24 protein-coding genes and 4 tRNA genes are annotated in these 26,230 nt (G+C 68.6%); 11 read left to right on the forward strand and 17 right to left on the reverse strand.

The window, feature by feature from the left end; translation table 11 throughout:
- The first annotated feature begins 192 nt into the window (after window positions 1-192).
- Complete coding sequence (locus AC3A5T_RS07560) at window positions 193-1,824, forward strand: FMN-binding glutamate synthase family protein (RefSeq protein WP_487628033.1); 1,632 nt, start codon at window positions 193-195, stop codon at window positions 1,822-1,824.
- A 168-nt stretch (window positions 1,825-1,992) separates the two neighbouring features.
- On the opposite strand, the gene arsC is transcribed toward AC3A5T_RS07560, so the two are convergent.
- From arsC to AC3A5T_RS07595, 7 genes are all read right to left on the reverse strand, one after another.
- A complete protein-coding gene (gene arsC / locus AC3A5T_RS07565; protein ID WP_487628034.1) occupies window positions 1,993-2,349 on the reverse strand; it encodes an arsenate reductase (glutaredoxin) in 357 nt (118 codons plus the stop codon).
- Window positions 2,346-3,632 (reverse strand): dicarboxylate/amino acid:cation symporter, encoded by a 1,287-nt coding sequence (locus AC3A5T_RS07570; protein ID WP_487628035.1) that lies wholly within the window; start codon window positions 3,630-3,632, stop codon window positions 2,346-2,348. The genes arsC and AC3A5T_RS07570 overlap by 4 nt, the downstream gene beginning before the upstream one ends.
- Window positions 3,633-3,702: 70 nt before the next feature.
- Entirely contained in the window at window positions 3,703-4,170 is a 468-nt protein-coding gene (locus tag AC3A5T_RS07575; RefSeq protein WP_487628036.1) for an N-acetyltransferase family protein, read from the reverse strand.
- Entirely contained in the window at window positions 4,167-4,946 is a 780-nt protein-coding gene (locus AC3A5T_RS07580) for a L,D-transpeptidase family protein (protein WP_487628037.1), read from the reverse strand. The genes AC3A5T_RS07575 and AC3A5T_RS07580 overlap by 4 nt, the downstream gene beginning before the upstream one ends.
- Before the next feature lie 17 nt (window positions 4,947-4,963).
- Complete coding sequence (locus tag AC3A5T_RS07585; RefSeq protein WP_487628198.1) at window positions 4,964-5,803, reverse strand: MurR/RpiR family transcriptional regulator; 840 nt, start codon at window positions 5,801-5,803, stop codon at window positions 4,964-4,966.
- A gap of 7 nt (window positions 5,804-5,810) precedes the next feature.
- Window positions 5,811-6,908 carry a dipeptide epimerase gene (locus AC3A5T_RS07590; RefSeq protein ID WP_487628038.1) on the reverse strand — a complete coding sequence of 366 codons (1,098 nt, stop codon included), beginning with the start codon at window positions 6,906-6,908 and terminating at the stop codon, window positions 5,811-5,813.
- Window positions 6,909-6,931: 23 nt separating this feature from the next.
- Entirely contained in the window at window positions 6,932-8,335 is a 1,404-nt protein-coding gene (locus tag AC3A5T_RS07595) for a C40 family peptidase (protein WP_487628039.1), read from the reverse strand.
- Window positions 8,336-8,590: 255 nt separating this feature from the next.
- Here AC3A5T_RS07595 and AC3A5T_RS07600 point away from each other — a divergent pair, with 255 nt between their 5' ends.
- Both AC3A5T_RS07600 and AC3A5T_RS07605 read left to right on the forward strand, forming a co-directional pair.
- A complete protein-coding gene (locus AC3A5T_RS07600) occupies window positions 8,591-11,386 on the forward strand; it encodes a TonB-dependent receptor plug domain-containing protein (protein WP_487628040.1) in 2,796 nt (931 codons plus the stop codon).
- A gap of 5 nt (window positions 11,387-11,391) precedes the next feature.
- A complete protein-coding gene (locus AC3A5T_RS07605; protein WP_487628041.1) occupies window positions 11,392-12,957 on the forward strand; it encodes a serine hydrolase domain-containing protein in 1,566 nt (521 codons plus the stop codon).
- 75 nt (window positions 12,958-13,032) lie between these two features.
- On the opposite strand, the gene AC3A5T_RS07610 is transcribed toward AC3A5T_RS07605, so the two are convergent.
- From AC3A5T_RS07610 to AC3A5T_RS07625, 4 genes are all read right to left on the reverse strand, one after another.
- A tRNA-Asp gene (locus AC3A5T_RS07610) sits at window positions 13,033-13,109 on the reverse strand.
- A gap of 509 nt (window positions 13,110-13,618) precedes the next feature.
- Window positions 13,619-13,695: transfer RNA gene (locus AC3A5T_RS07615), tRNA-Asp, on the reverse strand.
- 15 nt (window positions 13,696-13,710) lie between these two features.
- Window positions 13,711-13,785: transfer RNA gene (locus AC3A5T_RS07620), tRNA-Val, on the reverse strand.
- Window positions 13,786-13,805: 20 nt separating this feature from the next.
- Window positions 13,806-14,087: an HU family DNA-binding protein gene (locus AC3A5T_RS07625; RefSeq protein WP_159679230.1), complete on the reverse strand. Its 282-nt coding sequence runs from the start codon at window positions 14,085-14,087 to the stop codon at window positions 13,806-13,808.
- Window positions 14,088-14,348: 261 nt separating this feature from the next.
- On the opposite strand from AC3A5T_RS07625, the gene AC3A5T_RS07630 reads away from it, so the two are divergent.
- Window positions 14,349-16,334 (forward strand): peptidyl-prolyl cis-trans isomerase, encoded by a 1,986-nt coding sequence (locus AC3A5T_RS07630; protein ID WP_332076880.1) that lies wholly within the window; start codon window positions 14,349-14,351, stop codon window positions 16,332-16,334.
- 93 nt (window positions 16,335-16,427) lie between these two features.
- Here AC3A5T_RS07630 and AC3A5T_RS07635 read toward each other — a convergent pair whose 3' ends face one another.
- Both AC3A5T_RS07635 and gloB read right to left on the reverse strand, forming a co-directional pair.
- Window positions 16,428-17,585, reverse strand: a complete 1,158-nt coding sequence (locus AC3A5T_RS07635; RefSeq protein ID WP_487628042.1) for a lytic transglycosylase domain-containing protein — start codon at window positions 17,583-17,585, stop codon at window positions 16,428-16,430.
- Window positions 17,586-17,596: 11 nt separating this feature from the next.
- Complete coding sequence (gene gloB / locus AC3A5T_RS07640) at window positions 17,597-18,361, reverse strand: hydroxyacylglutathione hydrolase (RefSeq protein ID WP_487628043.1); 765 nt, start codon at window positions 18,359-18,361, stop codon at window positions 17,597-17,599.
- Window positions 18,362-18,404: 43 nt separating this feature from the next.
- On the opposite strand from gloB, the gene AC3A5T_RS07645 reads away from it, so the two are divergent.
- The 3 genes from AC3A5T_RS07645 to dnaQ are packed head-to-tail and all read left to right on the forward strand — an operon-like array spanning window position 18,405 to window position 20,264.
- Window positions 18,405-19,058: a class I SAM-dependent methyltransferase gene (locus AC3A5T_RS07645; RefSeq protein WP_487628044.1), complete on the forward strand. Its 654-nt coding sequence runs from the start codon at window positions 18,405-18,407 to the stop codon at window positions 19,056-19,058.
- Window positions 19,059-19,078: 20 nt separating this feature from the next.
- The gene (gene rnhA / locus AC3A5T_RS07650; protein WP_487628045.1) at window positions 19,079-19,525 is read left to right on the forward strand and encodes a ribonuclease HI; all 447 of its coding nucleotides are present in this window, start codon (window positions 19,079-19,081) and stop codon (window positions 19,523-19,525) included.
- 13 nt (window positions 19,526-19,538) lie between these two features.
- Entirely contained in the window at window positions 19,539-20,264 is a 726-nt protein-coding gene (dnaQ, locus tag AC3A5T_RS07655) for a DNA polymerase III subunit epsilon (protein ID WP_487628046.1), read from the forward strand.
- Between the two features lie 15 nt (window positions 20,265-20,279).
- On the opposite strand, the gene AC3A5T_RS07660 is transcribed toward dnaQ, so the two are convergent.
- Entirely contained in the window at window positions 20,280-20,984 is a 705-nt protein-coding gene (locus tag AC3A5T_RS07660; protein ID WP_487628047.1) for a PP2C family protein-serine/threonine phosphatase, read from the reverse strand.
- Window positions 20,985-21,538: 554 nt separating this feature from the next.
- A tRNA-Ser gene (locus tag AC3A5T_RS07665) sits at window positions 21,539-21,629 on the reverse strand.
- Between the two features lie 113 nt (window positions 21,630-21,742).
- On the opposite strand from AC3A5T_RS07665, the gene AC3A5T_RS07670 reads away from it, so the two are divergent.
- Window positions 21,743-22,153: a DUF6165 family protein gene (locus tag AC3A5T_RS07670; protein WP_487628048.1), complete on the forward strand. Its 411-nt coding sequence runs from the start codon at window positions 21,743-21,745 to the stop codon at window positions 22,151-22,153.
- A gap of 3 nt (window positions 22,154-22,156) precedes the next feature.
- Here AC3A5T_RS07670 and AC3A5T_RS07675 read toward each other — a convergent pair whose 3' ends face one another.
- Both AC3A5T_RS07675 and AC3A5T_RS07680 read right to left on the reverse strand, forming a co-directional pair.
- The gene (locus AC3A5T_RS07675) at window positions 22,157-22,531 is read right to left on the reverse strand and encodes a hypothetical protein (RefSeq protein WP_487628049.1); all 375 of its coding nucleotides are present in this window, start codon (window positions 22,529-22,531) and stop codon (window positions 22,157-22,159) included.
- On the reverse strand, window positions 22,531-23,610 hold the full coding sequence (locus AC3A5T_RS07680; protein WP_487628050.1) for a glycosyltransferase family 9 protein: 1,080 nt from the start codon (window positions 23,608-23,610) through the stop codon (window positions 22,531-22,533). The genes AC3A5T_RS07675 and AC3A5T_RS07680 overlap by 1 nt, the downstream gene beginning before the upstream one ends.
- Before the next feature lie 56 nt (window positions 23,611-23,666).
- Here AC3A5T_RS07680 and AC3A5T_RS07685 point away from each other — a divergent pair, with 56 nt between their 5' ends.
- Genes AC3A5T_RS07685 through moaA form a run of 3 tightly spaced genes read left to right on the forward strand, consistent with a single transcriptional unit; the run spans window position 23,667 to window position 26,226 of the window.
- On the forward strand, window positions 23,667-24,437 hold the full coding sequence (locus AC3A5T_RS07685; RefSeq protein WP_487628051.1) for a 3-deoxy-D-manno-octulosonic acid kinase: 771 nt from the start codon (window positions 23,667-23,669) through the stop codon (window positions 24,435-24,437).
- Window positions 24,437-25,207: an MBL fold metallo-hydrolase gene (locus AC3A5T_RS07690; RefSeq protein WP_487628052.1), complete on the forward strand. Its 771-nt coding sequence runs from the start codon at window positions 24,437-24,439 to the stop codon at window positions 25,205-25,207. Before AC3A5T_RS07685 ends, AC3A5T_RS07690 begins: the two co-directional genes overlap by 1 nt.
- Entirely contained in the window at window positions 25,204-26,226 is a 1,023-nt protein-coding gene (gene moaA / locus AC3A5T_RS07695; RefSeq protein WP_487628053.1) for a GTP 3',8-cyclase MoaA, read from the forward strand. The genes AC3A5T_RS07690 and moaA overlap by 4 nt, the downstream gene beginning before the upstream one ends.
- Window positions 26,227-26,230: the final 4 nt, after the last annotated feature.

Below are 26,230 nucleotides of genomic sequence, written 5' to 3' on the forward strand. Positions count from 1 at the left end.
CCCGCCAAACCGCCGTGAAGCGGCGGCGCGCGCAACGGAACATTCAGTTTCGACTGGCCGTGTGCGGAGGCGCTCCCTACCATGCGTACAACGCGCCGCACGGGGCCGACCGGCCTGCAGCTGGCTTTCACCGTCGTCCGGGGAGGATGACGCGCCGGACGCCACGTTCCGGCGGTTCTGCAAGGGAGTCCAATGGGCCGCTATCTCACATTCGCACTCTGCGTCGTCATGGCGCTGGTCTCGATCGCCTTGGCGTCGCTGCACCAGTCGGTGGGCTGGGCGATCGCGGCGGTGCCGCTGCTGGCCCTGACGGTGCTGGGCACCGTCGATCTGCTGCAGACGCGCGCGACGCTGCGCCGCAGCTATCCGCTGACCGCGCATTTCCGTTACGGCCTCGAAGCCTTCCGACCCGAGATCCGCCAGTACTTCATCGAGGACGACCAGGACGAGGTGCCGTTCTCGCGCCAGCAACGTGCCCTGGTCTACCAGCGGGCGAAGAACGTCAGTGACGTGGTGCCGTTCGGCAGCGAACTGCCGATGTACGGCACGCAGTACGAGTGGATCAACCATTCGCTGGTGCCCGCGCATGCCGAGTCGCACGACTTCCGTGTGCCGGTCGGCGACGAACGCGCGCAGCCGTATACCGCGAGCATCTTCAACATCTCGGCGATGAGTTTCGGTTCCCTGTCGGCGAACGCGATCCGCGCACTGAATCTCGGCGCGAAGCGCGGCAACTTCTTCCACGACACCGGCGAAGGCGCGATCTCGGAGTATCACCGCGAGCACGGCGGCGATCTGGTCTGGGAAATCGGCTCGGGCTACTTCGGCTGCCGCGATGCCAAGGGCCGCTTCGACGAAGACCTGTTCGCGCGCCACGCGGCCGAGCCGCAGGTGCGCATGGTCGAGCTGAAACTCTCGCAGGGCGCCAAGCCCGGCCATGGCGGCATGCTGCCCGGCGCCAAGGTCACGCCGGAAATCGCGGAAACGCGGGGCATTCCGGTCGGCCAGGATTGCGAGTCGCCGGCCGCGCACACCACGTTCTCCACGCCGCTCGGGCTGCTGGAATTCGTCGACCGCATGCGCACGCTGTCGGGCGGCAAGCCGGCGGGCTTCAAGCTCGCGATCGGGCATCCCTGGGAATGGTTCGGCATCGCGCGCGCGATGCTCGACAGCGGCATCCTGCCGGACTTCATCGTCGTCGACGGCGCCGAGGGCGGCACCGGCGCGGCGCCGTCGGAGTTCATCAACCATGTCGGCCTGCCGCTGCAGGAAGCGCTGATGCTGGTGCACAACACGCTGGTCGGCATCGGCCTGCGCGACCGCATCCGCGTCGCCGCGGCCGGCAAGATCACCAGTGGGTTCGACATCGCGCGCACGCTGGCGATGGGCGCGGACTGGTGCAACGCGGGCCGCGGTTTCATGTTCTCGCTCGGCTGCATCCAGTCGCGCACCTGCCATACCGACCAGTGCCCGACGGGCGTGGCCACGCAGGATCCCGCGCGCTGGCGCCTGCTCGACGTGCCGGACAAGGCCAACCGCGTCTTCCACTTCCATCAGAACACGCTCAAGGCGCTGCGCGACATGATCGGTGCGGCCGGACTGGAACATCCGATGCAGATCGGCCCCGAGCACATCCTGCGCCGCGTCTCGCCGACCGAAGTGCGTTCACTGGCGGCGCTGTATCGCTTCCTGGAGCCGGGCGAGCTGCTGACCGGCGTGCCCGAGCACGCGGTGTTCAAGACCTTCTGGCCGAGCGCGCGCGCCGACAGCTTTGCGCCGCCAGCGCGCGCATCGGCGATGCATGTCGCCAAGCGGACCCACTGAGTCCGATGCGCACGCCGGCGATCGATCGCCTGCGTGCGTCGTCCCAGCGCACGCTGGGACCCATCGTCGCCGTCGATTCCAGTTCCAGATGGGCCCAGCGTGACCGGACGTGCGTCCGTCGAGCGCCGCTGGGGCGACGGCAGCTGAAGCTCTAAGAGACAGGCGCTCTCAGTCCAGCAGTGCCAGCAACCGCTCCGTCGGCCTGCCGATGACCGCGCGCTCTCCGTGCACCAGGACCGGCCGTTCGATCAATTCGGGATGCCGAACCATCGCCTCGACGATCGCATCGTCATCGAGCGCTGCATCGGCGAGTCCGAGTTCGCGATACGCATCCTCGCCGGTGCGCAGCAGGTCGCGGGGCGCGATGTCGAGGCGCCGCAGCAGCGTGCGGAGTGCGTCTGCGTCGAGCGGCGTGTCGAGATAACGCACGACGTCCGCCTCGATGCCGCGCGATTGCAGCAGCTCGAGCGCGGCGCGCGATTTCGTGCAGCGCGGGTTGTGCAGCAGGGTCCAGGTGTCGGTCATGTCGGTGGAAGATCCGCAGTGGCTGACGTACCGCTGTGCCGGGCGACGACGGCGGTCGCGGTGACGTCGGCGGTGGTGTTGGCGACGGTGGCGAATGCATCGGGCAGCGTGTCCACGGCGAGCAGCACGCCCAATGGTTCGATCGGCAGGCCCATCGCCTGCGTCACCGGCAGGTTGTTGGTCATGAAGCTCACCTGGCCCGGCAGGCCGACCGAACCCATGCTGATGACGATGCTCAGGCCGACCGCGATCGCGAGCTCCGCGGGTCCCAGCGCTGCACCGTACATCCAGGCGATGAACACCACGACGCTCAGGTACTGGGTGGGGCTGGCGATGCGGAACAGCGACACCGCCATCGGCAGCACCAGCGAGGTCACCGCCAACGGATAGCCCAGACGGTTGCGTGCGCTGTCGATCATCACCGGCAGTGATGCGAGCGAGGACTGCGTGCTCGCGGCGATCGCCTGCACCGGCAGCAGTGCGGCCGCGAAGCGCGGCAGGCGCTCGCCGGCCACGGTCACCGCGACGACGTACATCAGCAGCGTGATCGCGACGTACAGCACGCACTGCAGCGCTATGTAGTAACCCAGCGCGGTCAGCACGCCGAGGCCGACGTGCGCGCAGACCGCGAGCACCAGCGCGAACACGCCCACCGGCGCCGCCCATAGCACCCAGCGCACGACGACGATCATCGCGTCGCCGATCGTGCGCACCAGATCGAGCATGCGTTCGCGGCGCTCGGGTTCGAGCCGGGTCAGCGCGAAACCGAAGAACATCGAGAACACGACCAGTGGCAGCATCGCGCTGGCGGCCGCCGCGGCGATCGCGTTGCTGGGGATCACGCTGGTGATCCACAGGCCGAAGCTCGGCGCCTGCGGCAGGACTTCGGGTGCCTGGATCGCGGCGCGGAACGCGCTGACGAGGGCGTCGTCGCGCGGCACCAGCGACAGCAACGCCGGCGCGGCGATCGCGGCGAAGGTGCCGCAGACCGCGAGCAGCACCGCGAACGTCGCCATCGCCATGCGCGCGTTGCGGCCCGACGCCGCGGCATCGGCCGCGCCGTTGATGCCGACCACGACGAGCGCCGCCACCAGCGGCACCACGGTCATCTGCAGCGCGTTGAGCCAGAGCTTGCCGATCGGCTGCGCGAACTCGGCGACCCGCAGCGCGGTATCGGCGTTCCAGGCCGCGAGCGAGAGACCCACGACCGCGCCGGCCAGCAACGCCAGCAGCACGCGGACCGAGGCGGGAAGGGTGCGACGTGCGGGAACAGCTTCGGTCATGGCGCGCGGCCGGTTCGACGGACCGCAGCAGCATGCCATGCGGCGTGACGCCGGCGCGGCCATCGATGCATCAAGGCCGCGTCGCCAGATCGAGCGCGAGCGTGTCACGGATACCGTCGACGAAACCCGCCCGCAGGTACAGGGCCTTCGCGCGCGGATTGTGGTGATGCACTTCCAGCCGCAGCACGGCGACGCCCCAGGTGCGCGCCTGCGTGCTGGCCAGTGCGAGCGCCTGCGCGCCGAGCCCACGGCCGCGTGCGGCGGGCGCGATGTAGAGCTCGTCCAGCAGGGCGTGGTGGCCGCCCTGTTCGAGACTGAAACCGCGGGTCAGCGCCATGTAACCGTCGGCGCCATCTGCGCCGAGCAGCAGCAGCGCACCGCAGCCGGGATCCGACAGCAGCGCCGACACCGCGCGCGGCGTGGCGACGTCGTCGAAGTGCAGGCGGTCCTCGCTGTAGAACGCCCGCATCATCGCCAGCACCGCGGGCAGATCGTCGAGCGTGGCGATGCGCGAGACCAGCGGCGTCGCGGGGCTCATCGCGGCAGCGCCGGCAGCTGCCAGGCGGCCTGCAGACGCGTGTATTCGGCGTCGGGCAGCAGCACGAAGCGCGGCGTGCGCGCCGGGTCCAGCCAGCCGAGCAGAACGTCCATCGCCGCATCGCTCATCGCGGTGCAGCCGGCCGTGGTCTCGTCGGGGCGGCGCAGCAGGTGGGCGAAGATGCAGCTGCCACGGCCGGCTTCGCCTTGCGCGTTGTGTTCGATGACGAAGCCCTGGCGGTAGCGCACGTCGCCGTCGTTGTGCAGGTCGAGACGCATGCGCTCGCTGGAACCCGCCACTGCGGCCGCGCCGACGTCGCGCTCGTCGACGATGCGGTTGTAGAGCGGCGAGGCCGGCACGTCGATGCAGTAATGCGAGGCCTGCATCGGCAGGTAGGGCAGGGCGCCGATACCGGTGGGGGCGTAGCCGAAGGCCTCGCCGATCGCGAACACACCGGCCGGTGCGCGGCCGTCGCCTTCGCGTTTCTGTGGTTCGCCCGTTTGCGCCGGATGCAGGCCGATGCCCCAGCCACCGCCGCTGCGGCCCAACATCACCGGCACCGCATCGCCCACCGCACGCCAGGCGCCGTCGCCGTCGCGTTCGAAGCGCTGCATCCGCGCCTGCGCGGCGTCCCAGTCGGCGGCGGTCACGACGACGAGCTGCTGCGCACCGGTCAGCGGCGCTGCAGCCGGCGTCCGTGTGGTGCCGCAGGCGGCGAGCAGCAGAGTGGCCAGCAGCAGCGCGGCGCCCGCGGCGCGTCGAGGGAATCGGGGCATGGGAACGTCCTCTGGAGTCATGGATCGAGCAGGCGGCGCATGCGCGCCTGATGGTCGGCGAGTCGGGCCTGCCGGCCGGGCATCGCGCACAGCTGCACGATGACGACATCGAGCAGCTGCTGCAGCGCGCTGTGATAGAGCAGCATCGCGACATGTGGCCGGGCGTCGTGCGCCGAGACCAGCAGCGCATGGTCGGCGCGAGCGCGCAGCGGATTGCTGGAGTGCCGCGTCGCCGACAGCACACGTGCGCCGCGTTCGTGTGCGAGCTTCGCGAGTTGCAGCAACGCCGGCTGCTGGCCCTGTTCGGAGAACAGCGCCAGCAGGTCGCCTTCGCCGAGGCCGGCGACCTGTGCGGCGGCGAGTGCAGGGTCGGGGTGGTAGGCCGCGGCGACGCCGAGCAGCGACAGCCGCAGCGCGAACGCGCGCGCGGCGAGGTTGTCCTCGCCCGAGCCGACCACGACCACGCGTCCGGACGCATGCAGTGCAGCCGCGATCGATTGCAGGCCGGATTCGGGATTGATCGAACGCGTCGCGGCTTCGGCCTGGCTCTTGCCCTGCCACAACGCGTCCGCGACTGCGGGCACGTCGACCGTAGCTGCGGGCGCGACGGCGATCGGCTCGCGTTCGCGCGCGACCGATTCGCCGACCGAGAATTTCAGATCCGGATAGCCGCGGAAGCCGAGTTTCTGGCTGAACTTCACCACGCTCGACTGGCTGATGCCGAGCGCACCGGCGAGCTGCTGCGAAGAGTAGTCGCGCAGCAGATGCGCGTTCTCCAGCACGAAGTCACCGATGCGGCGCTCAATCGCCGACAGCCGGTCGCGTTCGGCGCGGATCTTCAGCAGCGGCGAGGCCATCTGCACGTCAGCAGGCGATGGGCTGCACGTCGCGGATCGACACGATGCCGAGCCCCGGCGCATCGCCGATCGAGATCTCGGCATCGTCGAACGCGACGCCACCCTCGACCGGATTCCAGGCGCACAGCGAAGGGCCGTCGAGATCGACCTTGGTGATGACGTCGGACTTGGCGACGGCCAGATGCGCCGCCGCGGCGACGCTGATGCTGGTCTCGATCATGCAGCCGATCATGCAGTCGACGCCATGCAGGCCGGCGATGTCGGCGAGCTTGATCGCATTCGAAAGGCCGCCGGTCTTCATGAGTTTGATGTTGACGATGTCGGCCGCGCGCATGCGGATCAGTTCGATCAGTTCCACCGGGCCGAACACGCTTTCGTCCGCCATCACCGGCACGTGCACGCGATCGGTGACGTACTTCAGGCCGGCGAGATCGTGGGCCTTGACCGGTTGCTCCAGCAGTTCCGGTTCGATGCCCGCATCTTCGAGCTGGCGCATCGCATGGACGGCCTGCTTCGGCGTCCAGCCCTGGTTCGCATCGAGGCGCAGCAGCGCGCGGCCGTCGACCGCGGCATGGATCGCGCGGATGCGTTCGAGATCCACGCCGAGATCCTTGCCGACCTTGATCTTCAGCGCGCCGAAGCCGCGATCCACCGCCGACAGCGCATCGGCGACCATCTTGTCGATGTAGTCGACGCTGATCGTGATGTCGGTGCTGATCACCGGATCGCCGCCGCCGAGGATGCGGTACAGCGGCGCACCATGCAGTTGTGCGAACAGATCGTAGAGCGCGATCTCGACCGCGGCCTTGGCGCTGGTGTTGCGCTCGAGCGCGGTCTGCACGAGACGCGTCAGCGCGTTGAAATCTGCGATCTCGCGGCCGACCAGTCGTGGCGCGATGACGGTCGAGATCGCCGCGACGATCGCGCCGTGAGTATCGCCGGTGATCACCGCGGTCGCCGCGGCCTCGCCGTAGCCGATGTGGCCGGTGTCGGTGTGGATCGACACGATGATGTCGTCGACGCTCTCCACGGTGCGCAGCGCGGTCTTGAACGGCGTCTTCAGCGGCACGCGCACCATGCCCAGCTGGATGTCGGTGATCTTCATGGAAGTCCGGTGAGGTGCACGCGTCAGCGCACGCGCTGGATGCTGGTGATGCGGTCGATGGTGGTGCCGTCGGCGCCGGACAGCAACGGCGTGACCGGCGTGACCACCACGCCGTTGAGTGGCAGACGCGCGATCGCACCGCCGGCGTCGCGCACGCTCATGCCGGCGGTGTCGTGGATCACCCAGGGCTCGCCATCGACGTGGCCGATGACCATCATCACGTGGCCCGGAATGAACACCATGTCGCCCACGTCGGCGTCGCGCAGCAGTTGCAGCCGCTGTGCATGCGGCGTGTCGGCCGGCACTTCGATGCGGTTCAACGCCGGGCTCGTCGCTTGTGCGCTGGTATTGCGGGGCAGCAGGATGCCGACGCTGCGGTAGATCTCCGACACGAAGCCGCTGCAATCGCGCGCGTTGTATGCGTGTCCCCAGCCGTAGCGTTCGCCGAGGAACTTGAAGGCCTGGCGGATCAGCGCGGCGCGCGTGTAGGGCAGCACGTCGTCGGCCACCTCGGCGGACGCCGGAAGCAGCGCTGGCGAAAACGACAGCGCACCATCGTCAGCGCGCACGGGCAGTTCGACGATGTCACCGAATGCCGGCACCTGCCCGTGCAGCACGCGCGTCGCGCCCCAGTCGGCACGCGGCACGCGCACGCCCATCTCCAGCTGCACGTCCGAGACCGCCGGTGCCTCGGGTGTGAAGACCGTGCGCGCGGTGGCGCCGGTGACGACGATACCGTCGGCTGCACGCGCCGCGTATCCGGCGACCGCATCACGCGTGCCGATCGCGATGTGCGTGGTCTCGACCCAGGCGCGATAGCGCTCGCTGACCACGAACAGCCAGTCGCCGTCGCGGCTGGCATGCAACACCGCGACCGGCGCACCGGGGAACAGGGCATCTTCCTGGAAGCGGTCGATGTCGGTGTCGCCCGGGCGGCTGAAGACGCGGGTCGCGGTCGGAAATGCGCGCAGGTTGGCGCGGCGCACGACGAGGCCGAAACGCGGCGTCACCTGCGCGGGCAGGGCGTCCAGCGCCAACGCATCCATCCAGCCATCGAGCGTCGCGGCATCGACCTGGCCGTCGACGGTGAAGCGTGGCGCCGTGGGACGCGTCGACAGCGCTTCGATCCAATCGGCGACCGTGCGCCGATCGAGTCGATCGGGTAGGGCGAGTGGATCCTGGATCGACGCATCATCGCGCCGCATTGCCATGTTCTGCGCGTCGATCGCGGCGGCGTCGAGGACCACGGCATCCGGTGCGTCGAGTCGCGCGATCCAGTGTTCCGGCGACAGCATCGATGCGCTCAGGCCCGGAATCGCCGGCGACGCCGCATGCGTCGCGCCGGGTGCCGGCAGCAGTGCGGCGAGCGTCAGCAGCGTGGCGAGGAGGGCGCGCGTGGCGAACGGGGACAGTCGGTTGAAGCGCATTGCGGCTCCTGCGGTCGGCGCGCATGCACGCGCGCCGGTCTGCGATCGAGGCTTTGAGAATATTTGTTTTCAGCGTCAGAACAAGGCGGAATAATTAATTGACATCGATTCATGGTGGGTGTTAATCACGTGGTCATACCCGTCCGGTAAGGGGGCCCTCCGGGGCGGCCGGGTTGCTACCGATCTCGGCCGCACCGGTGTGACCTGCCGGTTGCGCGCGCCGTGTCGCCACGCCAACCGGGGAGTCCGTTCCGCATGTCCTGCCAGCCCACGTCGCCACCGCCCGTCCTCCGTCGCCTGAGCGCTGCGCTGCTGCTGGCGCTGGCCATGCCCGCAATCGTCCATGCGCAGACGTCCACCGCGGACGAACGCGTCAGCACGCTCGACCAGGTGCAGGTGACCGGCTCGCGCATCGCGCGCACCGAGATCGAGGGTCCGGCGCCGGTCACGGTGATCACCGCCGAAGACATCCAGAAGCAGGGCTTCAGCACGGTCTGGGAATCGCTGGGCACGCTGACCCAGTTCACCGGCAACACGCTCAACGAATCCGACCAGACCGGCAATTCGCCGAACGGGCAGTTCATGAATCTGCGCGGGCTGGGGCCGGGCTACCAGCTGATCCTGCTCAACGGCCAGCGTCTGGCCGACTACCCGCAGCCCTACGGTTCGAACGGCACCGCGGTGAGTCTGGGCAGCATTCCGGCGGCGGCGATCGAGCGCATCGAGGTGATGAGCGGCGGCGCCTCGGCGATCTACGGATCGGACGCGGTCGCCGGCGTCGTCAACATCATCACCAAGGAAAATTTCAGCGGCGACACCATCCGCCTGCGCGGCGGTACGACGACGCAGGGCGGTGGCGATACCGGCCTGTTCCAGTGGACCGGCGGGCGCACCGGCGACCGCTGGAGCCTGACCTACGCGATCGAGCGGCTCGACCGCGAGGAGATCGTCGCCTCGCAGCGCGATCTCACCTATCTGGCGCATCCGCAGTACCGCACCAACCCCGAACGGCCGACCGCATCGATCAGCGGCGTCTATTTCCGCGCCGGCCAGAACTACCTGTGGCGCAACGATGCCGGTGCGCTGTCGCCGTCCTACCAGGCGCTGCTCGAAGCGTGCGATGCGACCAATCCGGATTTCGTGCCCTTCCATTCGGCCACGACCGTCGCCGTGCCCAACCGCTGCGGCGCGCTCGGGTACTACGACGCGCGCTCGATCCAGAACGCCTACGGCAAGACGTCGGCCTACGTGTCGGGCAGCTTCGACTTCAGCGACACGCTGACCGGTTATGCACAGCTGCTGGGCAGCGATTCCAACGACAAGAGTTCCAGCCAGACGCATTACTACATCGGCGAAGGCCCGTTCACCGAGCGCGACCCCGTGCGCGGCCTGGTGACCGCGCAGCGCATCTTCCTGCCCGACGAAGTGGGCGGCACCAAGTACATCGAGTACGACGAACGTGCGTGGTCGATCAACGCCGGCCTGCGCGGCACGCTGGCCGATGGCCGTTTCGACTGGGACGCGAGCCTGACCTCGTCGCGCTTCGAGATCACCACCACGCGCCCGCGCTTCCTCACGCGCGCCGTGCGCGACTACTACATGGGTCCGGTGCTGGGTATCGCGCCGGACGGCAACGAAATCCGCGAGTTCTACACCGATCGCCTGTTCGCACCCGGCTCGGCCGCGTTGTACGACCGGCTCACCACCACGGTGGTCAGCGATGGCGTGTCGAAATCCGACCAGGCGCAGTTCGTCTTCAGCGGTCCGCTGTTCGATCTCCCGGCCGGTCCCTTGCAGATGGCGGCCGTCGTCGAAGCGGCCAAGCAGGAGTATTCGCTGACGCCCGACCCGCGCACGACCGTCGACTACACCGGGCCGGACCGCGTCTACAACCTGACCAGTACGCCCGGCGGTGGCCCCCGCAACCGCTACGCCGCCGGTCTGGAGTTCCGCGTCCCGGTCTTCTCCAGCCTGGATGCCACGCTCGCCGGCCGTTACGACAAGTACGACGACGTCACATCGGTCGACGATGCGATCACCTGGCAGGCGGGCCTGGAATGGCGGCCGTTCCGCAACCTGCTGCTGCGCGGGGCGCACGCGACCAGTTTCCGCGCGCCCGATCTGCTGTGGATCTACGCCGGCACCACGGGGTCCAATCCGATCGTCGACGACGAATACCTGTGCCGGCTCAACGGCATCGCCGCCGAGACGCCCGCCTGCACGGCGGCATTCAATTACCAGACCTACATGACGCAGTCGTCGAACCCGCTGCTCGAAGAAGAGAAGGGCAAGTCGACGACGCTGGGCGTGGTGTGGGACGTGCTGCCGACCCTGTCGGCGAGCGTCGACTGGTATCGCATCGAACTCGAAGGCCGGGTGCAGGCGCTGTCGAACAGTTACTACCTCGAACAGGAAGCGAACTGCCGCCTCGGTCGGGATCGCAACGGCGGCGCGGTCGATACGAGTTCGCAGGCCTGCCAGTTCTATGCCGGCGCCGTGCAGCGCGTGGTGTCGGACCTCAATCCCGAGGGCCGCATCACCCGTTTCGCGACCTATCCGATCAACGCCTCGCTGATGCGCACCGAAGGCCTCGACGCGTCGTTGCGCTACGGGCTCGACCTCGGCCGCTGGGGCGATCTGAACCTGCAGGCCGGCTACACCCACGTGCTCGAATTCGAGGTTGCGCAGTTCGGCGACGAAGCGCCGCGCGACGTGCGCAGCACCGTCGAATACAACAGCCAGCGCAGCCGCGCCAACTGGCGCGCCAGCTGGTCGACCGATGACTGGAACACCAGCCTCTACGGCTACCGCTACGGCAGCCGGCCGAACTACAACGGCAACGTGCTGCCGGGCCGCACGTCGGGCTACGTGATCTGGAACGCCGACGTCTCGCGACGCATCACCGACGACTTGACGCTCGGCATCAGCGTGCTCAACCTGCTCGACGAGATGCCGCCGCGCGATGATTCCCACACCGCGTGGCCGTATTTCGCCAGCAGCTACAGCGCGATCGGGCGCCAGGTGTTCGCCAACATCACCTTCGATTTCTGACGGCGGTGCCTACGCGCAGCGCGCGCTGGTTGCTGATCGCCTGCTTCGCTGTCGTGGGGCAGGCCGGCGCGCGCGAGACGCAGGTCGATGCTGGACGGCTCGCATCACTGGTCGACGAGGCGTTCGCGCGCTACGCGCTGCCCGGGATCGCGGTGGGTGTCGTCGTCGAGGGCGAGGTGGTGTTGCGGCACACGCGCGGCGAACTGCGCGCCGGGCAGGGCGAGCCGGTCGATGCGGCCACGCTGTTCAAGATCGCATCCAACAGCAAGGCGATGACCGCGGCGGTGCTGGCCCGCCAGGTCGATGCCGGCCTGCTGCGCTGGGACGATCCGGTGGTGCGGCACCTGCCGGATTTCCGCATGGCCGACGACTGGGTCACGCGCGAGATCCAGGTCCGCGATCTGCTGATCCACAACAGCGGACTCGGCCCGGGCGCCGGCGATCTGATGCTGTGGCCGTCACCGAACCGCTTCACGCGCGCGGAGGTCATCCACGGCCTGCGCCATCTGCAGCCGCGCTGGAGCTTCCGGTCGCGCTACGCCTACGACAACACGCTCTACATCGTGGCCGGCGAAGTCGCCGCCGCCGTCGCCGGCGTGCCGTTCGATGTGCTGGTGCGGCGTGAAGTGTTCGAACCGCTCGGCATGACGCGCTGCCAGGCCGGCAGCTGGTCGCGCGATGCGGTCGGCAATATCGCCCAGCCGCACGCACGGACGGGCGACCGCAATGTCGTGGTGCGCGCCGACGGCGCGACGATTCCCGACGAGCCGATGATGGCGGCAGGCGGACTGCGCTGCAGTCTCGACGACATGCTGCGCTGGGCGCAGGCGTGGCTCGACACCGGCACTGTGCAGGACGACCGCCCGTGGCTGTCGCAGGCGCAGCGCGATGCCGTGTGGACGGCGCACATGCCGATGCCGCTCAGCGCGCGCATGCAGTCCTGGGATCGCAGCCATTACTCGGCCTACGGCTACGGCTGGCGGCTGACCGATGTCGACGGCACGTCGAAGGTCTCGCACACCGGCACGCTCAAAGGCATGTACTCCGCGCTGACGCTGCTGCCCGAGCGCGGCGTCGGCATCGTCGTGCTGATCAACGGCGATGCGGACGAGGCGCGCACGGTGTTGATGCAGGCACTGGTCAAGCAGTTCAGCGCTGCACGCGGGCCGCACGATGTCGCGGACTACGCCGGTCTGCTCGCCGCCGAACGTGCCGACAGTGGCGCGTCCGGGTCCGGTACGCGAGGCCCGGCGCGCGCGCCGACCGCGGCCGAGACTGCGAACGTCGTCGGGCGCTGGCGCGATCCGTGGTTCGGCAGCGTCGACGTGTGTCCGCAAGGAGATGGACTGCGCTTCGTCTCCGAACGTTCGCCAAAGCTGCACGGCGACGTCGTCGCCGTCGATGGCCGGCTGCAGGTGCGCTGGCGGGATGACGACGTCGACGCGTGGCTGATCGCATCGCCAGCGCAGGGCAGCGCGAGCGCGCTGCACATGGCCAAGGTCGATCCGGATGCCGATTTCAGCTACGACTTCGAGGATCTCGCGTTCGTGCGCGAAGGCGATTGCCGGTAGCGGCTGAAAAGGCCGGGATCGAGCTCGGCACAAACGAAAAACCCCTGCATTTCTGCAGGGGTTTTCGTTTGCAAATGGCGGAGCGGACGGGACTCGAACCCGCGACCTCCGGCGTGACAGGCCAGCATTCTAACCAACTGAACTACCGCTCCAAGGCGCGAGATTCTACATGAAACTCGGGACTTGGGAAGAGGCTGTACGCACTTTTTTTCGCGATGTTCGAGGTGGCATCGATCCGGGTCGCAACGCCGATCGGTGATTGCGTTCTCGCACATTGGGTGTCGTCGCAGGTGATGCGCTCTGACGTATCGAAACGACAGGCGGGCGTATGCCGATCACACCCGATTCGCAGACGCGCGAATGCACGCTCCAGGCGGAATGCCCCGATCGTCGTGGCGGCTGATCGTGCGCCGCTCGATGTCGACGCGCCCGCCGGTGACCAGGTGTTCGAATGACATCATCGATGCAAGAACCGGCGCCAACGATGTTTCCAGAAGGGCGCACACGGAACATCGATCCGGCGAGCGGGCCTGTCGTGTCGATGCGTGCGCCCGGAACACCGGCATCGATCGCGCAGTGCCCGCTCCGCACCGCAGGTCTCGAAAGAAAAACGCAGCCCACAAAAAACCCCGCATCTCTGCAGGGCTCTTTGCTTGTAGATTGGCGGAGCGGACGGGACTCGAACCCGCGACCTCCGGCGTGACAGGCCAGCATTCTAACCAACTGAACTACCGCTCCGCGCTTTGAAACTCTTGGTGGGTGCTGAGGGTTTCGAACCCCCGACCCTCTCCGTGTAAAGGAGACGCTCTACCGCTGAGCTAAGCACCCATGCGGAACAATCGAGCCGCTTACTTTACTGCATCCTTGAGCGCCTTGCCAGCCTTGAACGCAGGCACGGTCGAAGCGGCGATCTGGATCGGCTCCTTGGTCTGCGGGTTCAGGCCGGTGCGCGCAGCGCGCGGACGGGCGACGAACGAACCGAAGCCGACGAAGTTGGCCGCGTCGCCGTTCTTCAGCGCCTCGGTGATCGTGTCGAGCAGGCCGTCGACGGCACGGCCAGCGTCGGCGCGCGACAGGCCGGACTTCTCGGCGACCGAAGCGATGATGTCGGACTTGGTAAGGTTTGCCATCAGTGAATTCCTCTTCTTCTTGAGATAGCGACGTGTCGTACGTCTGGAGCATCCGGCCGGCCGCGCTGTGCGCTGCTGGTCCGGACGGGGATTCCGGTCAGGCGCGCATGGTACGCGATCCCCTTGGCGATTACGACCGGATTCCGGATCGCGACTGAACAGGTGCGAGCGCGCTCGCGGCGCGGTATGAAAGGCCGTTGCGCCTGCGCGGTCGCGGGCTTGCGGGTACACTGGGCGGCTCGCCATCCCGTGTCCGGACCCATGCTGCAAGCGCTTCGAGATAAGACCAGTGGTTGGATCGCCATCGCCATCGTGGCGGTGCTCGCGGTCCCCTTCGCGTTCTTCGGCATGGAGCAGTATCTGTTCCAGAACAATGCCGACTATGCCGCCAAGGTCGAGGCGCCGCCGAAATGGTGGCAGTCCGCGCCGGACTGGTGGCTGGTGCGCAAGTTCGCGTGGACCTCGGCCGAGGTTAGCGCCGAAGAGTTCCGCCAGACCTTCGACAGCATGCGCGAGCAGCGTCGTCAGCAGGAAGGCGAGGCATTCGATGCGCGTGCGTTCGAGACGATGGAGAGCAAGCGCGAGGTGCTCGAGCAGTTGATCGACCGTGCGGTGCTCGGCCTCGCCGCCGATCGCGCCAACATCGTCGTCGGTGACGCGCAGGTGCAGCAGATCATCCAGTCGATCCCGGCGTTCCAGGTCGAAGGTCGCTTCGATCCGCAGCGTTACCAGATGGCGCTGCAGTCCACGCAGCCGCCGCGCACGCCGCGCGAGTTCCAGGAAGCCATCCGCGTCGACCTGCAGCGCGCCCTGGTGCCGCAGTCGATCGCCGAGACCGCGTTCGTCACGGCGGGCGAGTCCACGCGTCTGATGCGTCTGCTGGGCGAGCGTCGCGACGTCAGCTTCGTCGTCGTGCCGCCGCCGGCCGTCGATGCGGCCGAAGTGTCGCAGGCCGACCAGCAGGCCTGGTACGAATCGCATGCCGCGCGCTACCGCGAGCCGGAGAAGGTCGCGCTGGAATACATCGAGTTGAAGGCCGCAGCCGACGCCGGTGCAGAGAACGCGACGGTCGACGAGGCCGAGGCGCGCGCCCATTTCGAGCAGGTGAAGTCGCGCTTCGCGACGGCCGAGCGTCGTCTGGCCTCGCACATTCTGGTCGAAGTGCCCGCCGGCGCCGACGAGGCGACGCAGCAGGCCGCGCAGAAGAAGGCTGCCGACATCGCCGCCAAGGCGCAGGCACCGGGCGCCGATTTCGCTGCGCTCGCACGCGAGAACTCGGACGATCCTGGTTCCAAGGACGGCGGCGGCGATCTGGGCTGGGTCGAGAAGGGCATGATGGCCGGCGCGTTCGAGGACGCGTTGTTCGCGATGCAGCCCAATGCGGTCAGCGCGCCCGTGCGCACCGACTTCGGCTGGCACGTGCTGCAGCTGCGCGAAGTGGATGCCGGCAAGCCGGTCGCGTTCGAGGACGTGCGCGAGCAGATGGAAAAGGAAGTCAGCGAAGGCGACAGCTCGCGCGTCTACAACGAGCAGGTCGGTCGCGTCGTCGACGAGATCAACAAGAACCCGATGTCGCTGGAACCCGCCGCGGCCGCCGGTGGCGTGCAGATACAGACCATCGCGCCGTTCGCGCGCGGTGCCGGCAGCGGCATCGCGGCCAACAACGCGGTGGTGCAGGCTGCGTTCTCCGAAGCGCTGACCCAGGACGGTACGGTCAGCGATCCGATCGAGATCGGCCCGAACCAGACGGTCTTCATCCGCGTCACCAGCCACACGCCCGAGCGCGCGCAGCCGCTGGAGCAGGTGCGCGAGCGCGTGATCGCCGAGGTGCGCGCCGACCGTGCGCGCACGCAGGCCGAGCAGGCTGCCGATGCGATGGTCGCCGAGATCAAGGGCGGCAAGACCCTGCAGGCGCTGGCCGGCGAACGTCAGCTGCAGGCGCAGGACGTGCCGGGCATTCCGCGTGGCGCGCCGGTGCCGGACGCGAATGCGAGCCAGGCCTATTTCCGCGCGGCGCCGCCAAGCGGCGATACGCCGACGCCGGGCAAGGTGATGCTGGCCGACGGCAGCGCGGTGGTGTTCGTCGTGACCAGGGTCGAACCTGGCAAGCCCGAGGATGCGAGCGAGCAGGAGCAGACGATGCTGCGTCAGCAGCTCGGCAGCCTGCTGGGCAGCGAGGACGCGGAAATCATGCAGCGCAGCCTGCGCCGCGAAATGAAGATCACGGTCAACGAAGCGCGCCTGTAAGGACGCTTCGCACTGGCCACGAAAAAAGCCCGGCTCGCGCCGGGCTTTTTTTATGCAGGTGCGATGCGCGGTACGCGCGTGCGCTGCGCCCGATCAGCGCTCGTCGATCAGCAGTTCCATGCCCGGCCGCAACACGCTGCGTGCATCGAGCGCGTTGCGGGTCAGCAGTTCCTGCGTGCGCAGGCCGTAGCGCTTGGCGATCGACCACGGCGAATCGCCGCGCACGACGGTGTGCATGCGTCGCGCGGCCGTGGTGGCGTCGTGGGTCGCAGGCGGGATGTCGACTTCGGGCGGCGCTTCGGCCATGAACACCGGCGGCGCGGCGGCGGCCTGCGGCACCAGCAGCGTGACCGGCTGGCCGATCCGCGCGAGGCGGCCATCGACGTGCGCGGGATTCAGGCGCTTGAGGCGCGCGGCGTCGGTCTCGTGGCGGCTTGCCAGCGTGTCGAGATCGCGAATGCCGTCCGGCACCGCGATCGCGGTCAGCGCCGGCACTTCCCGGTCCATCGAGGCCATCCAGGTCTCGCGCTCGCCGGCTTCCTTGATCAGGCACGACAGCGCGTGCAGCTTGCGCACATAGGCCTGGGTGGTCTGCGGCATCGGCAGCGTGTCGGGTGTCGCGTCGCGCGCCTCCTGGCCGGCGCGTTTGAGCGCACCGAACACGCGGTACTCGCCGGCGTTGTAGGCCATCACCGCCAGACGCCAGTCGCCGGCGAACATGCCATGCAGGGTCTTCAGATAGCGCACTGCGGCGCGGGTGGAGTCGGCAGGCGACAGGCGGCCGTCGTAGCCGGGCCGGATCGGAATCTCGTGGTTGCGCGCGGTCACCGCGATGAACTGCCACAGGCCCGCGGGACCGGATGCACTGCGGGCGCCGGGCCGGTAGCCGCTCTCGACGAACGGGATCAGCGCGAATTCGGTCGGCAGATGCTGGGCGCGCACCTCTTCGACCACGTAGGCGAACAGCGGCAGCACGTCGTTACCGCGCGAGGCCAACTGGCGTGGCACGTGGCCGAAGTGCGAGCGCCAGCGCTCGGTCGCATCCGCGGCGCACTCGGGCTCGGACAGACCGTCGAGAAAGCGACGGTAGACCTCCTGGCCATTGCGGGTGACCGCCGGGGTCGTGGTGGCGGACGCGGTGAGCGAGGCCGGGACCAGAGCCGCAGTGGCGGTGTGGGACGGTGCGTCGGTCGCGAAGCTGGTGGCTGCAGGCGCCGCGAATACGAGCAGCGCTGCGGCCAGCCGGGTCATGCGCCCCGGCATCATGCGCGGAAGCCGTCTTTCCAGCGCCGCAGTGCGGCGAAGACATCGACCCGGTCGGTCAGCGCGGTGCCGGCCGCACGCGAGGCGGCGGCGCGGACGGCGTCGGCGTCGACGCGGAGGAAGGGATTGCAGGCGAGCTCGCTGGCGAGCGCGACGGGCAGGGTGGGGCGCGGAACGCTGCGCATGTCGAGAATCTCCTGTTCACGGCGCCGCAGCGCTGCGTTGTCCGGGTCGACCACGCGCGCGAACGCGGCGTTGGACCGGCTGTATTCGTGACCACAGCAGACCAGTGTATCGGCAGGCAGCGCGGCCAGCCGATCGAGCGAGGTCAGCATCTGGGCCGCAGTACCTTCGAACATGCGTCCACAGCCGAGGCTGAACAGGGTATCCCCGCTGAACAGATGGCCGTGTCCATGAAAGGCGATGTGGCTGCGGGTATGGCCGGGCACCGCGAGCACATCGAAGCGCCACTGCGCGATGTCGACGGTATCGCCGCCGCCCACGCGGACCGTCGCCTGCGGAATCCGCGGATCGTCGGGCGCGTACACCGGGAGGTCCGGCCAGCGCGCCAGCAGCGCGTCGACGCCGCCGATGTGGTCGGCGTGGTGATGGGTCAGCAACAGCGCGATGGGCGTCAGGCCGTTTTCGGCAGCAGCCAGTACCGGGCCGGCGTCGCCCGGATCGACCACGATGGCGCTGTCGGACGCGTCCGACAGCGTCCAGATGTAGTTGTCCTCGAAGGCGGGCAAGGGCTGCAGTCGCATCGGGTCGGCTCGGCGGCGGCTGGAAGCCATTACAATGCCGACCATGCCCGCGATCTCCCCGGCCGGTCAACCCGGCAGCGCCTGCAACTGGTTCGAGACACCGGCCGGCCGCGCGATTCTCGACAGCGAGCACGCGCTCGTCGCCGATGCGCTGGGCTCGCATCCGGGTCTCCCGTGGCTGTGGTGCACCCCGGCCGTACCCGAACGCCACGTCGACGGCCGCGGCCTGTGCCTGGTGCGCGAGGGCGACGGTCTGCAGGGGCCGGTGCGCTGCGGCGTGCCCCTGCCGCTGCCGAGCGAAGCCTTCGGCGCGGTGGTCCTGCAGCATGTGGTCGGTGGCCGGGGCGACACGCTCGCGCTGCTCGCCGAGGCCGCGCGCGTGCTCGCGCCCGGCGGCCATCTGTGGCTGCTGGTCCTCAATCCGCTCACCCCGTACCGCTGGCGTTGGCGCGGGACCGGCATCGCGAGCGCCGAACCACTGACCTGGCGTCGCCGCATGCGGGATGCCGGCCTGGCACCGGATGCGGTGTCGAACGGCGTGGGGCCGAGCTGGCGCACCGAGGCCGTGACCGAATCCCAGAACGGCCCGGGCCTGCGCGCGGCCTACGCGCTGCGCGGTCAGAAGCGGCATCTGCCGCTGACGCCGATGCGCAGCCGCCGCCCGATGCCGATGCCGTTGGCCGCCCCGGCTGCCTGATCTTTTTTTACGGAACACCGATGAAGTCGATCGAGATCTATACCGATGGCGCCTGCCTCGGCAATCCCGGCCCCGGCGGCTGGGGCGCCTTGCTGCGCTACAAGACCACCGAGCGCGAGCTGTCGGGTGGCGAGCCGCAGACCACCAACAACCGCATGGAACTCATGGGCGCGATCGCCGCGCTCGAAGCGCTCAGCGAGCCCTGCGAGATCGTGCTGCACACCGATTCCCAGTACGTGCGCCAGGGCATCACTGAGTGGATGCGCAACTGGATCAAGCGCGGCTGGAAGACCGCCGGTGGCGGCGCGGTCAAGAACCAGGATCTGTGGCAGCGGCTGCAGGTCGCCTGCGAGCGCCACCAGATCGACTGGCGCTGGGTGAAGGGCCATTCCGGCCATCCCGAGAACGAGCGCGTCGATGCGCTCGCCAGTGCCGCCGCGCGCGAACAGCGCAACGCCGCAGCCTGACGGAAGGATACGCATGCGCCAGATCGTGCTCGATACCGAAACCACCGGCCTGGAATGGAAGAAGGGCAACCGCGTCGTCGAAATCGGCTGCGTGGAACTGGTCGAGCGCCGCCCGACCGGCCGCACCTATCACCAGTACATCAAGCCCGACCGTGATTTCGAACAGGGCGCGGCCGAGGTGACCGGCCTGAGTCTGGAGTTCCTCGCCGACAAGCCGCCGTTCGCCGACATTGCTGACGCGTTTCTGGAGTTCATCGAAGGCGCCGAACTGATCATCCACAACGCGGCCTTCGACGTCGGCTTCCTCGACAACGAACTCTCGCTGCTGGGCCCGGACTACGGAACGCTGCGCCAGCGGGTGACGGTGGAGGATTCACTGCTGCTCGCGCGCCAGCGCTATCCCGGCCAGCGCAACTCGCTCGATGCGCTGTGCCGCCGGCTCGGCGTGGACAACGCGCATCGCCAGCTGCACGGCGCGCTGCTCGATGCCCAGCTGCTGGCCGAGGTGTACCTCGCACTCACCGCCGGCCAGCACGAGATCGGCTTCGGCGCAGCGGTCGAGCCGGAGCGCGACACGAGCCACATCGTGCTCTCGCAGCCTGTCGGCGCGCGGCCAGTGCTGAGGGTGCAAGCCGACGAGCTCGCCGCACATGCAGCGCGGATCGAATCGATCCGGAAGAAAGCGGGCGTGTGTCTGTGGGCGCCCGTGGACGCGCCGGTGGAACTGGAGACGGCCTGAAATCCGCGCCGGCGATCAGTGCCGGCGGATCAGGATCACGGTGACGTTGTCCGAGCCGCCGCCATCGAGCGCCGCGGCCACGAGGCCATCGACGCACTCCTGCGCGCTGCATTCCAGATGCGCCAGCACCCGCGAGATCGCGCGGTCGTCGACTTCCTCGGTCAGCCCGTCACTGCACAGCAGCAGCTGGGTGCCGGCGCTCAGCTCGCCCGACAGGGTCTCGACGTTGAGCGTCTGCGGATCGGTGACGCCCAGCGCCTGGGTCACCACATTGCGATGCGGATGGCTGCGCGCCTGGTCGATGCTGATCGCGCCCTGGGCGATGAGTTCCTGGACGTAACTGTGGTCCTGCGACAGCTGCGCGAGCTTGTTGTCGCGCCACAGGTAGACGCGGCTGTCGCCGACCCACGCGACTTCGAATCGATTGCCGGTCACGCGCGCGGCCACGACCGTCGTGCCCATCGGCAGGCTGTCGTTGCGGCGGCGCGAGGCGCGGATGATCTCCTCGTCGGCGATGCGGATCGCCTGCGGCAACGCGGTGCCCTGGCGAATCTCGCGGACGATGGTTTCCCGGGCGAGCGCGCTGGCGACCTCGCCGTATTCGTGACCGCCCATGCCATCGGCGATCAGCCACAGCCCGAGCTCGCTGTCGCCGTAATAGGTGTCCTCGTTGAGGTCTCGCCGCAGGCCCACATGCGTCAGGTGGCCGAACTCGATCATGCGTGTCCCCTGGCGAAGCCGGATTGGGGTGTCTGTCGCTGACAACGCGACGGCTCCCTCTGCGCGGCCAGCGCGGGTCGGCGGATGGCGCGAGACACGATACGGAGCGTCCGGAACGGGGAGGAGAGGCGCATTCGGTATTGTGACGGTGGACCCGTTCGGGAGCATAGGGCAAGCGTCGTGCACGTGGTGCATTGCGTGGGGTGATCGAGGCACGTTGGTGGAGCGACGTCATCCCAGCGGACGTTGGAGGCGTCTTTCGATAGCGGGAAGGCTGGTCATCCATTCTGATTTGAGGCGATCGAACGGGTGTCAGCGAAAGTTCTGCGCGTGGTGTCTTGGGTTTAGTGGTGAAGCGCAGCTTCGCGTCTGTCAGTTGTTGCGCGCTCGTCTACCGGGGGATTGACTCGGCCCATCCATGGGCCTCGCCCCTTCGGGGCAGCCTGCGGCTGTCCGGATCGGCAATCCTGCCGATCCGTCGAACCCGCGGGGGTTCTCCATCCGCCCCTCTCCGCCAGAAACGCAAAACGCCCCTTTCGGGGCGTTTGCGAATCTGGCGGAGAGGGGGGGATTCGAACCCCCGAGGCGCTATAAACGCCTGCCTGATTTCGAGTCAGGTACATTCAACCGCTCTGCCACCTCTCCAGATGGTCCCCGATCGCCTCGCGGCGTCCGGGGGCGCAATCATACGGGCGCTCCGCGTGGGCGACAAGCGCGGCGTTACACTGGCGGGCCCGTTCACCTACACGGCGCTGTCCATGTCCGAAATCACCGTCCCCGTTTCGTTCGGCGAACTCCTCGACAAGCTCTCGATCCTGCAGATCAAGTCCGAGCGGATGGACGATCCCGCCAAGCTCGCCAACGTGCGGACCGAGCTGAGCGCGCTGGAGCAGACGTGGATGGCGCACCCGGCCGCGGGCCACGACATCGTGCGGCTGCGCGCGGACCTCAAGGCGGTCAACGAGCGCCTGTGGGACATCGAGGACGCGGTGCGGGTCAAGGAGCGCGCTGGCGAATTCGGCGAGGACTTCGTGCAGCTGGCGCGCAGCGTGTATCTCGAGAACGACGAGCGCGCGCGGATCAAGAAGGCGATCAATCTGGCGCTGGGCTCGGCCTACGTCGAAGAGAAGTCGTACGCCGATTACCGGAGCGGTCAGGCCGCGCCGTGAGACTCAGTCGGTAGCGGCAGCGTCCGCGCGCCGCGCCTTGTGTTCGATGTATTCGTCCATGCGGCTGAGCAGCCGCCACCATTCGCTGCCGTCGTCGCGATAGGTGCGTACGGCGCCGGCGCGCACGAGGATGCGCCGCAGTTCGTCGTCCTCGAATCCGCCCAGATGCTTGCGCAGCACGTCGAAGGAGCGGTCGGTGTAGCCGCGATGGCCGAGAAAATGCCGCGCGGTGTCCTCGGCGGCGAACTCGGTCTTGTGCTCGGTGCGCAGACGTTCGAGCTGCTGCGCGTGCAGTTGCCGGTTGAGCAGGAAGCTGACCGCGCCGCCGACGATCGCGCCGACGAGGGTGGCGAGCAGGCCAGCGACGATGGGGTCCATCAGTGTTGCTCCAGATCGGCGCGGCGGCGTTCGAAGGCGGTAATCGCGTCGTCCACGGTGACCAGCGCCATCACGTCGTCGAACTCGATCTTCGTGCCCCATTTGAGGTCCGCGGCGGGTTTGCCGAGGAATTTGCGGGCGGCCTCGTCGTAGCGGTCCACGCAGAAGCGGCGGTCGGAATACGGGCCGCTGCGCTCGGGATTGCTGGCCGCGTGCAGGCCCAGCACCTTGGTGCCCATCGCATTGGCGATGTGCATCGGGCCGGAGTCCGGCGTGACCAGCAGCTGTGCACGCGACAGCAGCGCGGGCAACTGCTTGAGCGTGTCCTTGCCGACCAGATCGAGCGCGTCGTGGCGCATCGCCGCGAGGATCGCGTCGGTGGTCTGCCGCTCCAGATCGCTGCGCCCCCCGCACAGCACGATGCGCCAGCCGGCGTCGGCGGCGTGATCGGCGAGTGCGGCGTAGCGATCCGGATACCAGTTGCGACGCACATGGCTGGAGCACGGCGAAATCATCAGCACCGGGCGGCCGTCGTCGGGCCATTGCGCGCGCGCCCATTCGAAGGCCTCGGCGGGCACCGGCATGTCGTCCCATTCGACGCGATCCTGCCGCAGTCCGAGCGGTTCGGAGAAGCTGCCCAGTGCGTCGAGCACGTGGATACCGGGGCGATCGGCGATGCGCGTGTTGATGAAGAGACCGTGCAGATCCTTGGAGCGCGCAGCGTCATAGCCCACGCGCACCCGCGCGGGAATGAACGCAGACAGCAGGTTCGCGCGCGCGGCGACCTGCATCTGCAGCAGGGCATCGAAGCGTTCCGCCGGCCCCAGGCGCGCCTTCAGTTCGCGGCGCATCGCGCGCATGCCGGCGATGCCGGTCTTCTTGTCGTAGACCACGAAATCCACGCCCGGCAGCCCGTCGAGCAGACGGTGTTCGCCCTTGCCGATCACCCACGTCAAGGCGACATCCGGCCAGGCCGCGCGCAGCGTGCGGATCAGCGGCAGCACGTGGGTGACATCGCCCAGCGCGGACAGGCGCAGCAGGCAGATCGAACGCGGCCGCGCGTGCGGGCTGGAAGCCACCGTCGGGGTGTCGGAACCGGGCAGGGCGGGCGTCAAGGCTTGATAGACTCGCGTCGATGAGCAGATTCGATCCCGCCGAGAGCCTGACGCCGATACCGGCGGGCGATCGCGCGAGCGGGCAGGCGGGCACGTACGGAGCCATTCTGTTCGACGGCACACAGCTGCGGCAAGCCGATCCGCGCTGGTTCGATCCCGATGCCTGGGGCGATCGCGCGCAGCGCGTCGACGGCAGTGGCCGCGGTGGCGCCTGGTTCATCGACGCCTCGCATGGTCCCTGCGTGCTGCGGCAGTACCTGCGCGGCGGCATGGTCGGGCGTTTCAACCGCGACCAGCATCTGTGGCGCGGCACGCAGCATGTGCGCAGCTTCGTCGAGTTCCGCCTGCTGCGTGAACTGCTGCGACGCGATCTGCCGGTGCCGCAGCCGATCGCCGCGAGCTATCTGCGGCGTGGACTCTCCTATCGGGCCTGGATCCTGATGGAGCGGATCCCCGACGTACGCTCGCTGGCCGATCACATGGCCGAAGCGCCCGCGGATGCGCCGCTCGAACAGACCGGCCGCCTGATCGCGCGCTTCCACCGCGCCGGGCTCGACCATGCCGATCTCAACGCCCACAACATCCTGTTCGATGGGGTCGGCAAGGGCTGGTTGATCGATCTCGACCGGGGCGCGCTGCGCATTCCCGAGACCCGCTGGCGCGAACAGAATCTTGCGCGCCTCAAGCGCTCGTTGCTGAAGCTGCGTGGCACGCGACCGGAGGCGGACGTCGAGCAGGATTTCGCACGGCTGCGCCGCTCCTACGACGCGCTGTGGAGCCGGGGCACCTGATGGCGGGCGGTGACGACTGGGCGCTGCGGTTCCAGGGCGTCGGCAACGCGTCGGCGGTGGCGCTCGGTTCGCCGATGGCCACGATCGAATGCGAGGGCGCGCCCTGGCTGACGATCGACTGCGGCGCCGAAGGTCTGACCGCGTATCTCGATCACTACGGCGAAGCGCCGCGCGCGCTGTTCGTCACCCATGTACATCTGGATCACGTGGCCGGCTTCGAGCGCCTGTTCGTCGACCGCTACTTCGACCCTGCACGCCGCGGTCGCCTGCCGATCTACGTGCCGGCGCCGGTGGTGCCGCTGCTGCACAAGCGGGTAGGCGATTACCCGAACGTGCTGGCCGAAGGGGGCGCGAACTTCTGGGATGCGTTCCAGCTCATCCCGGTCGGCGATGCGTTCTGGCACGACGGCGTGCGACTGGAGGTGTTCCCGGTACGCCATCACTGGCCCGAGACCGCGTACGGCATGCGCGTGCCGGGCAGTCTGGTGTGGAGCGGCGACACGCGGCCGATTCCCGAGATGCTGGCGCGCTTTGCCGATCGCGACGAACTGGTCGCCCACGACTGCGGCCTGCACGGCAACCCGTCGCACAGTGGCATCGAGGATCTGCAGCGCGAGTATCCGCGCGAGCTGCTCGCGCGCTGCGTGCTGTATCACTACGCCTCCGAAGCCGACGGCGCTGCACTGGAAGCGCGCGGGCATCGGATCGCCCGGCCGGGCGCCCGTTTCGCGCTGCGTCCACCGGGCGTGGTCCAGGCTCCGGTCGCATGAGCGCCCTGCCACATCTGCCCCAGGCGCCCCTCGACCGGCTTGGACGTCCGCTGCACGACCTGCGCCTGTCGGTGATCGAAGCCTGCAATTTCCGCTGCGGCTACTGCATGCCGGCCGATCGCGTGCCCGACGATTACGGCTTCGACCAGGCCGGGCGGCTGTCCTTCGACGAGATCGAGACCCTGGTGCGCGGCTTCGCGCGACTGGGCATGCACAAGCTGCGCCTGACCGGCGGCGAGCCGCTGCTGCGCAAGAACCTGCCGGCGCTTGTCGAACGCCTGGCCAAGGTGCCGGGCATCACCGACCTGGCGATGACCACGAACGCGTCGCTGCTGGCGCGCCATGCGCAGGCCCTGCGCGATGCCGGCCTGCAGCGGCTGACCATCAGTCTCGACGCGCTCGATCCGGATCTGTTCCGCACGCTGTCGGGCGGACGCGGCGAGATCGACGACGTGCTCGCCGGCATCGCGGCCGCCGAGCGCGCGGGATTCACAGGGATCAAGTTCAATTGCGTCGTCCAGCGCGGCGTCAACGACCACGAAGTCGAACGCATGGCCGCGCATTTCCGCGGCAGCGGCCATGTGCTGCGTTTCATCGAGTATATGGACGTCGGCACCTGCAATGGCTGGGATCGCGCGCGCGTCGTACCGTCGCGTGAACTGCACGCACGCATCGACGCGCGCTGGCCGCTGCGCGCGCTGGATGCGAACTACCGCGGCGAAGTGGCCGAGCGGCATGCCTTCATCGACGGCGCCGGCGAGATCGGCTTCATCAGTTCGGTTACCGCGCCGTTCTGCGGCGACTGCCAGCGTGCCCGCGTCTCGGCCGACGGCAGCCTCTACACCTGCCTGTTCTCCGGCAGCGGCCAGCCGATGCGCAGCTGGCTCGGCGATGGCGAAGCGGCATTCTCCTCGCGGCTGGCCGATCTGTGGTCGCGCCGCGCCGATCGTTACAGCGAATTGCGCGGCAGCGTGCGCGCGCCGCGCAAGCACGTCGAGATGTTTCTGGTCGGCGGCTGAGCTT

The organism is Luteimonas sp. Soil_C_16 (assembly GCF_057657295.1).

Excerpts from the sequence above, each read along its gene's own strand:
- AC3A5T_RS07560 (WP_487628033.1), top strand. The coding sequence starts at position 193 with ATGGGCCGCTATCTCACATTCGCACTCTGCGTCGTCATGGCGCTGGTC.
- arsC (WP_487628034.1), bottom strand. The coding sequence starts at position 2,349 with ATGACCGACACCTGGACCCTGCTGCACAACCCGCGCTGCACGAAATCG.
- AC3A5T_RS07570 (WP_487628035.1), bottom strand. The coding sequence starts at position 3,632 with ATGACCGAAGCTGTTCCCGCACGTCGCACCCTTCCCGCCTCGGTCCGC.
- AC3A5T_RS07575 (WP_487628036.1), bottom strand. The coding sequence starts at position 4,170 with ATGAGCCCCGCGACGCCGCTGGTCTCGCGCATCGCCACGCTCGACGAT.
- AC3A5T_RS07580 (WP_487628037.1), bottom strand. The coding sequence starts at position 4,946 with ATGCCCCGATTCCCTCGACGCGCCGCGGGCGCCGCGCTGCTGCTGGCC.
- AC3A5T_RS07585 (WP_487628198.1), bottom strand. The coding sequence starts at position 5,803 with ATGGCCTCGCCGCTGCTGAAGATCCGCGCCGAACGCGACCGGCTGTCG.
- AC3A5T_RS07590 (WP_487628038.1), bottom strand. The coding sequence starts at position 6,908 with ATGAAGATCACCGACATCCAGCTGGGCATGGTGCGCGTGCCGCTGAAG.
- AC3A5T_RS07595 (WP_487628039.1), bottom strand. The coding sequence starts at position 8,335 with ATGCGCTTCAACCGACTGTCCCCGTTCGCCACGCGCGCCCTCCTCGCC.
- AC3A5T_RS07600 (WP_487628040.1), top strand. The coding sequence starts at position 8,591 with ATGTCCTGCCAGCCCACGTCGCCACCGCCCGTCCTCCGTCGCCTGAGC.
- AC3A5T_RS07625 (WP_159679230.1), bottom strand. The coding sequence starts at position 14,087 with ATGGCAAACCTTACCAAGTCCGACATCATCGCTTCGGTCGCCGAGAAG.
- AC3A5T_RS07630 (WP_332076880.1), top strand. The coding sequence starts at position 14,349 with ATGCTGCAAGCGCTTCGAGATAAGACCAGTGGTTGGATCGCCATCGCC.
- AC3A5T_RS07635 (WP_487628042.1), bottom strand. The coding sequence starts at position 17,585 with ATGACCCGGCTGGCCGCAGCGCTGCTCGTATTCGCGGCGCCTGCAGCC.
- gloB (WP_487628043.1), bottom strand. The coding sequence starts at position 18,361 with ATGCGACTGCAGCCCTTGCCCGCCTTCGAGGACAACTACATCTGGACG.
- AC3A5T_RS07645 (WP_487628044.1), top strand. The coding sequence starts at position 18,405 with ATGCCCGCGATCTCCCCGGCCGGTCAACCCGGCAGCGCCTGCAACTGG.
- rnhA (WP_487628045.1), top strand. The coding sequence starts at position 19,079 with ATGAAGTCGATCGAGATCTATACCGATGGCGCCTGCCTCGGCAATCCC.
- dnaQ (WP_487628046.1), top strand. The coding sequence starts at position 19,539 with ATGCGCCAGATCGTGCTCGATACCGAAACCACCGGCCTGGAATGGAAG.
- AC3A5T_RS07660 (WP_487628047.1), bottom strand. The coding sequence starts at position 20,984 with ATGATCGAGTTCGGCCACCTGACGCATGTGGGCCTGCGGCGAGACCTC.
- AC3A5T_RS07670 (WP_487628048.1), top strand. The coding sequence starts at position 21,743 with ATGTCCGAAATCACCGTCCCCGTTTCGTTCGGCGAACTCCTCGACAAG.
- AC3A5T_RS07675 (WP_487628049.1), bottom strand. The coding sequence starts at position 22,531 with ATGGACCCCATCGTCGCTGGCCTGCTCGCCACCCTCGTCGGCGCGATC.
- AC3A5T_RS07685 (WP_487628051.1), top strand. The coding sequence starts at position 23,667 with ATGAGCAGATTCGATCCCGCCGAGAGCCTGACGCCGATACCGGCGGGC.
- AC3A5T_RS07690 (WP_487628052.1), top strand. The coding sequence starts at position 24,437 with ATGGCGGGCGGTGACGACTGGGCGCTGCGGTTCCAGGGCGTCGGCAAC.
- moaA (WP_487628053.1), top strand. The coding sequence starts at position 25,204 with ATGAGCGCCCTGCCACATCTGCCCCAGGCGCCCCTCGACCGGCTTGGA.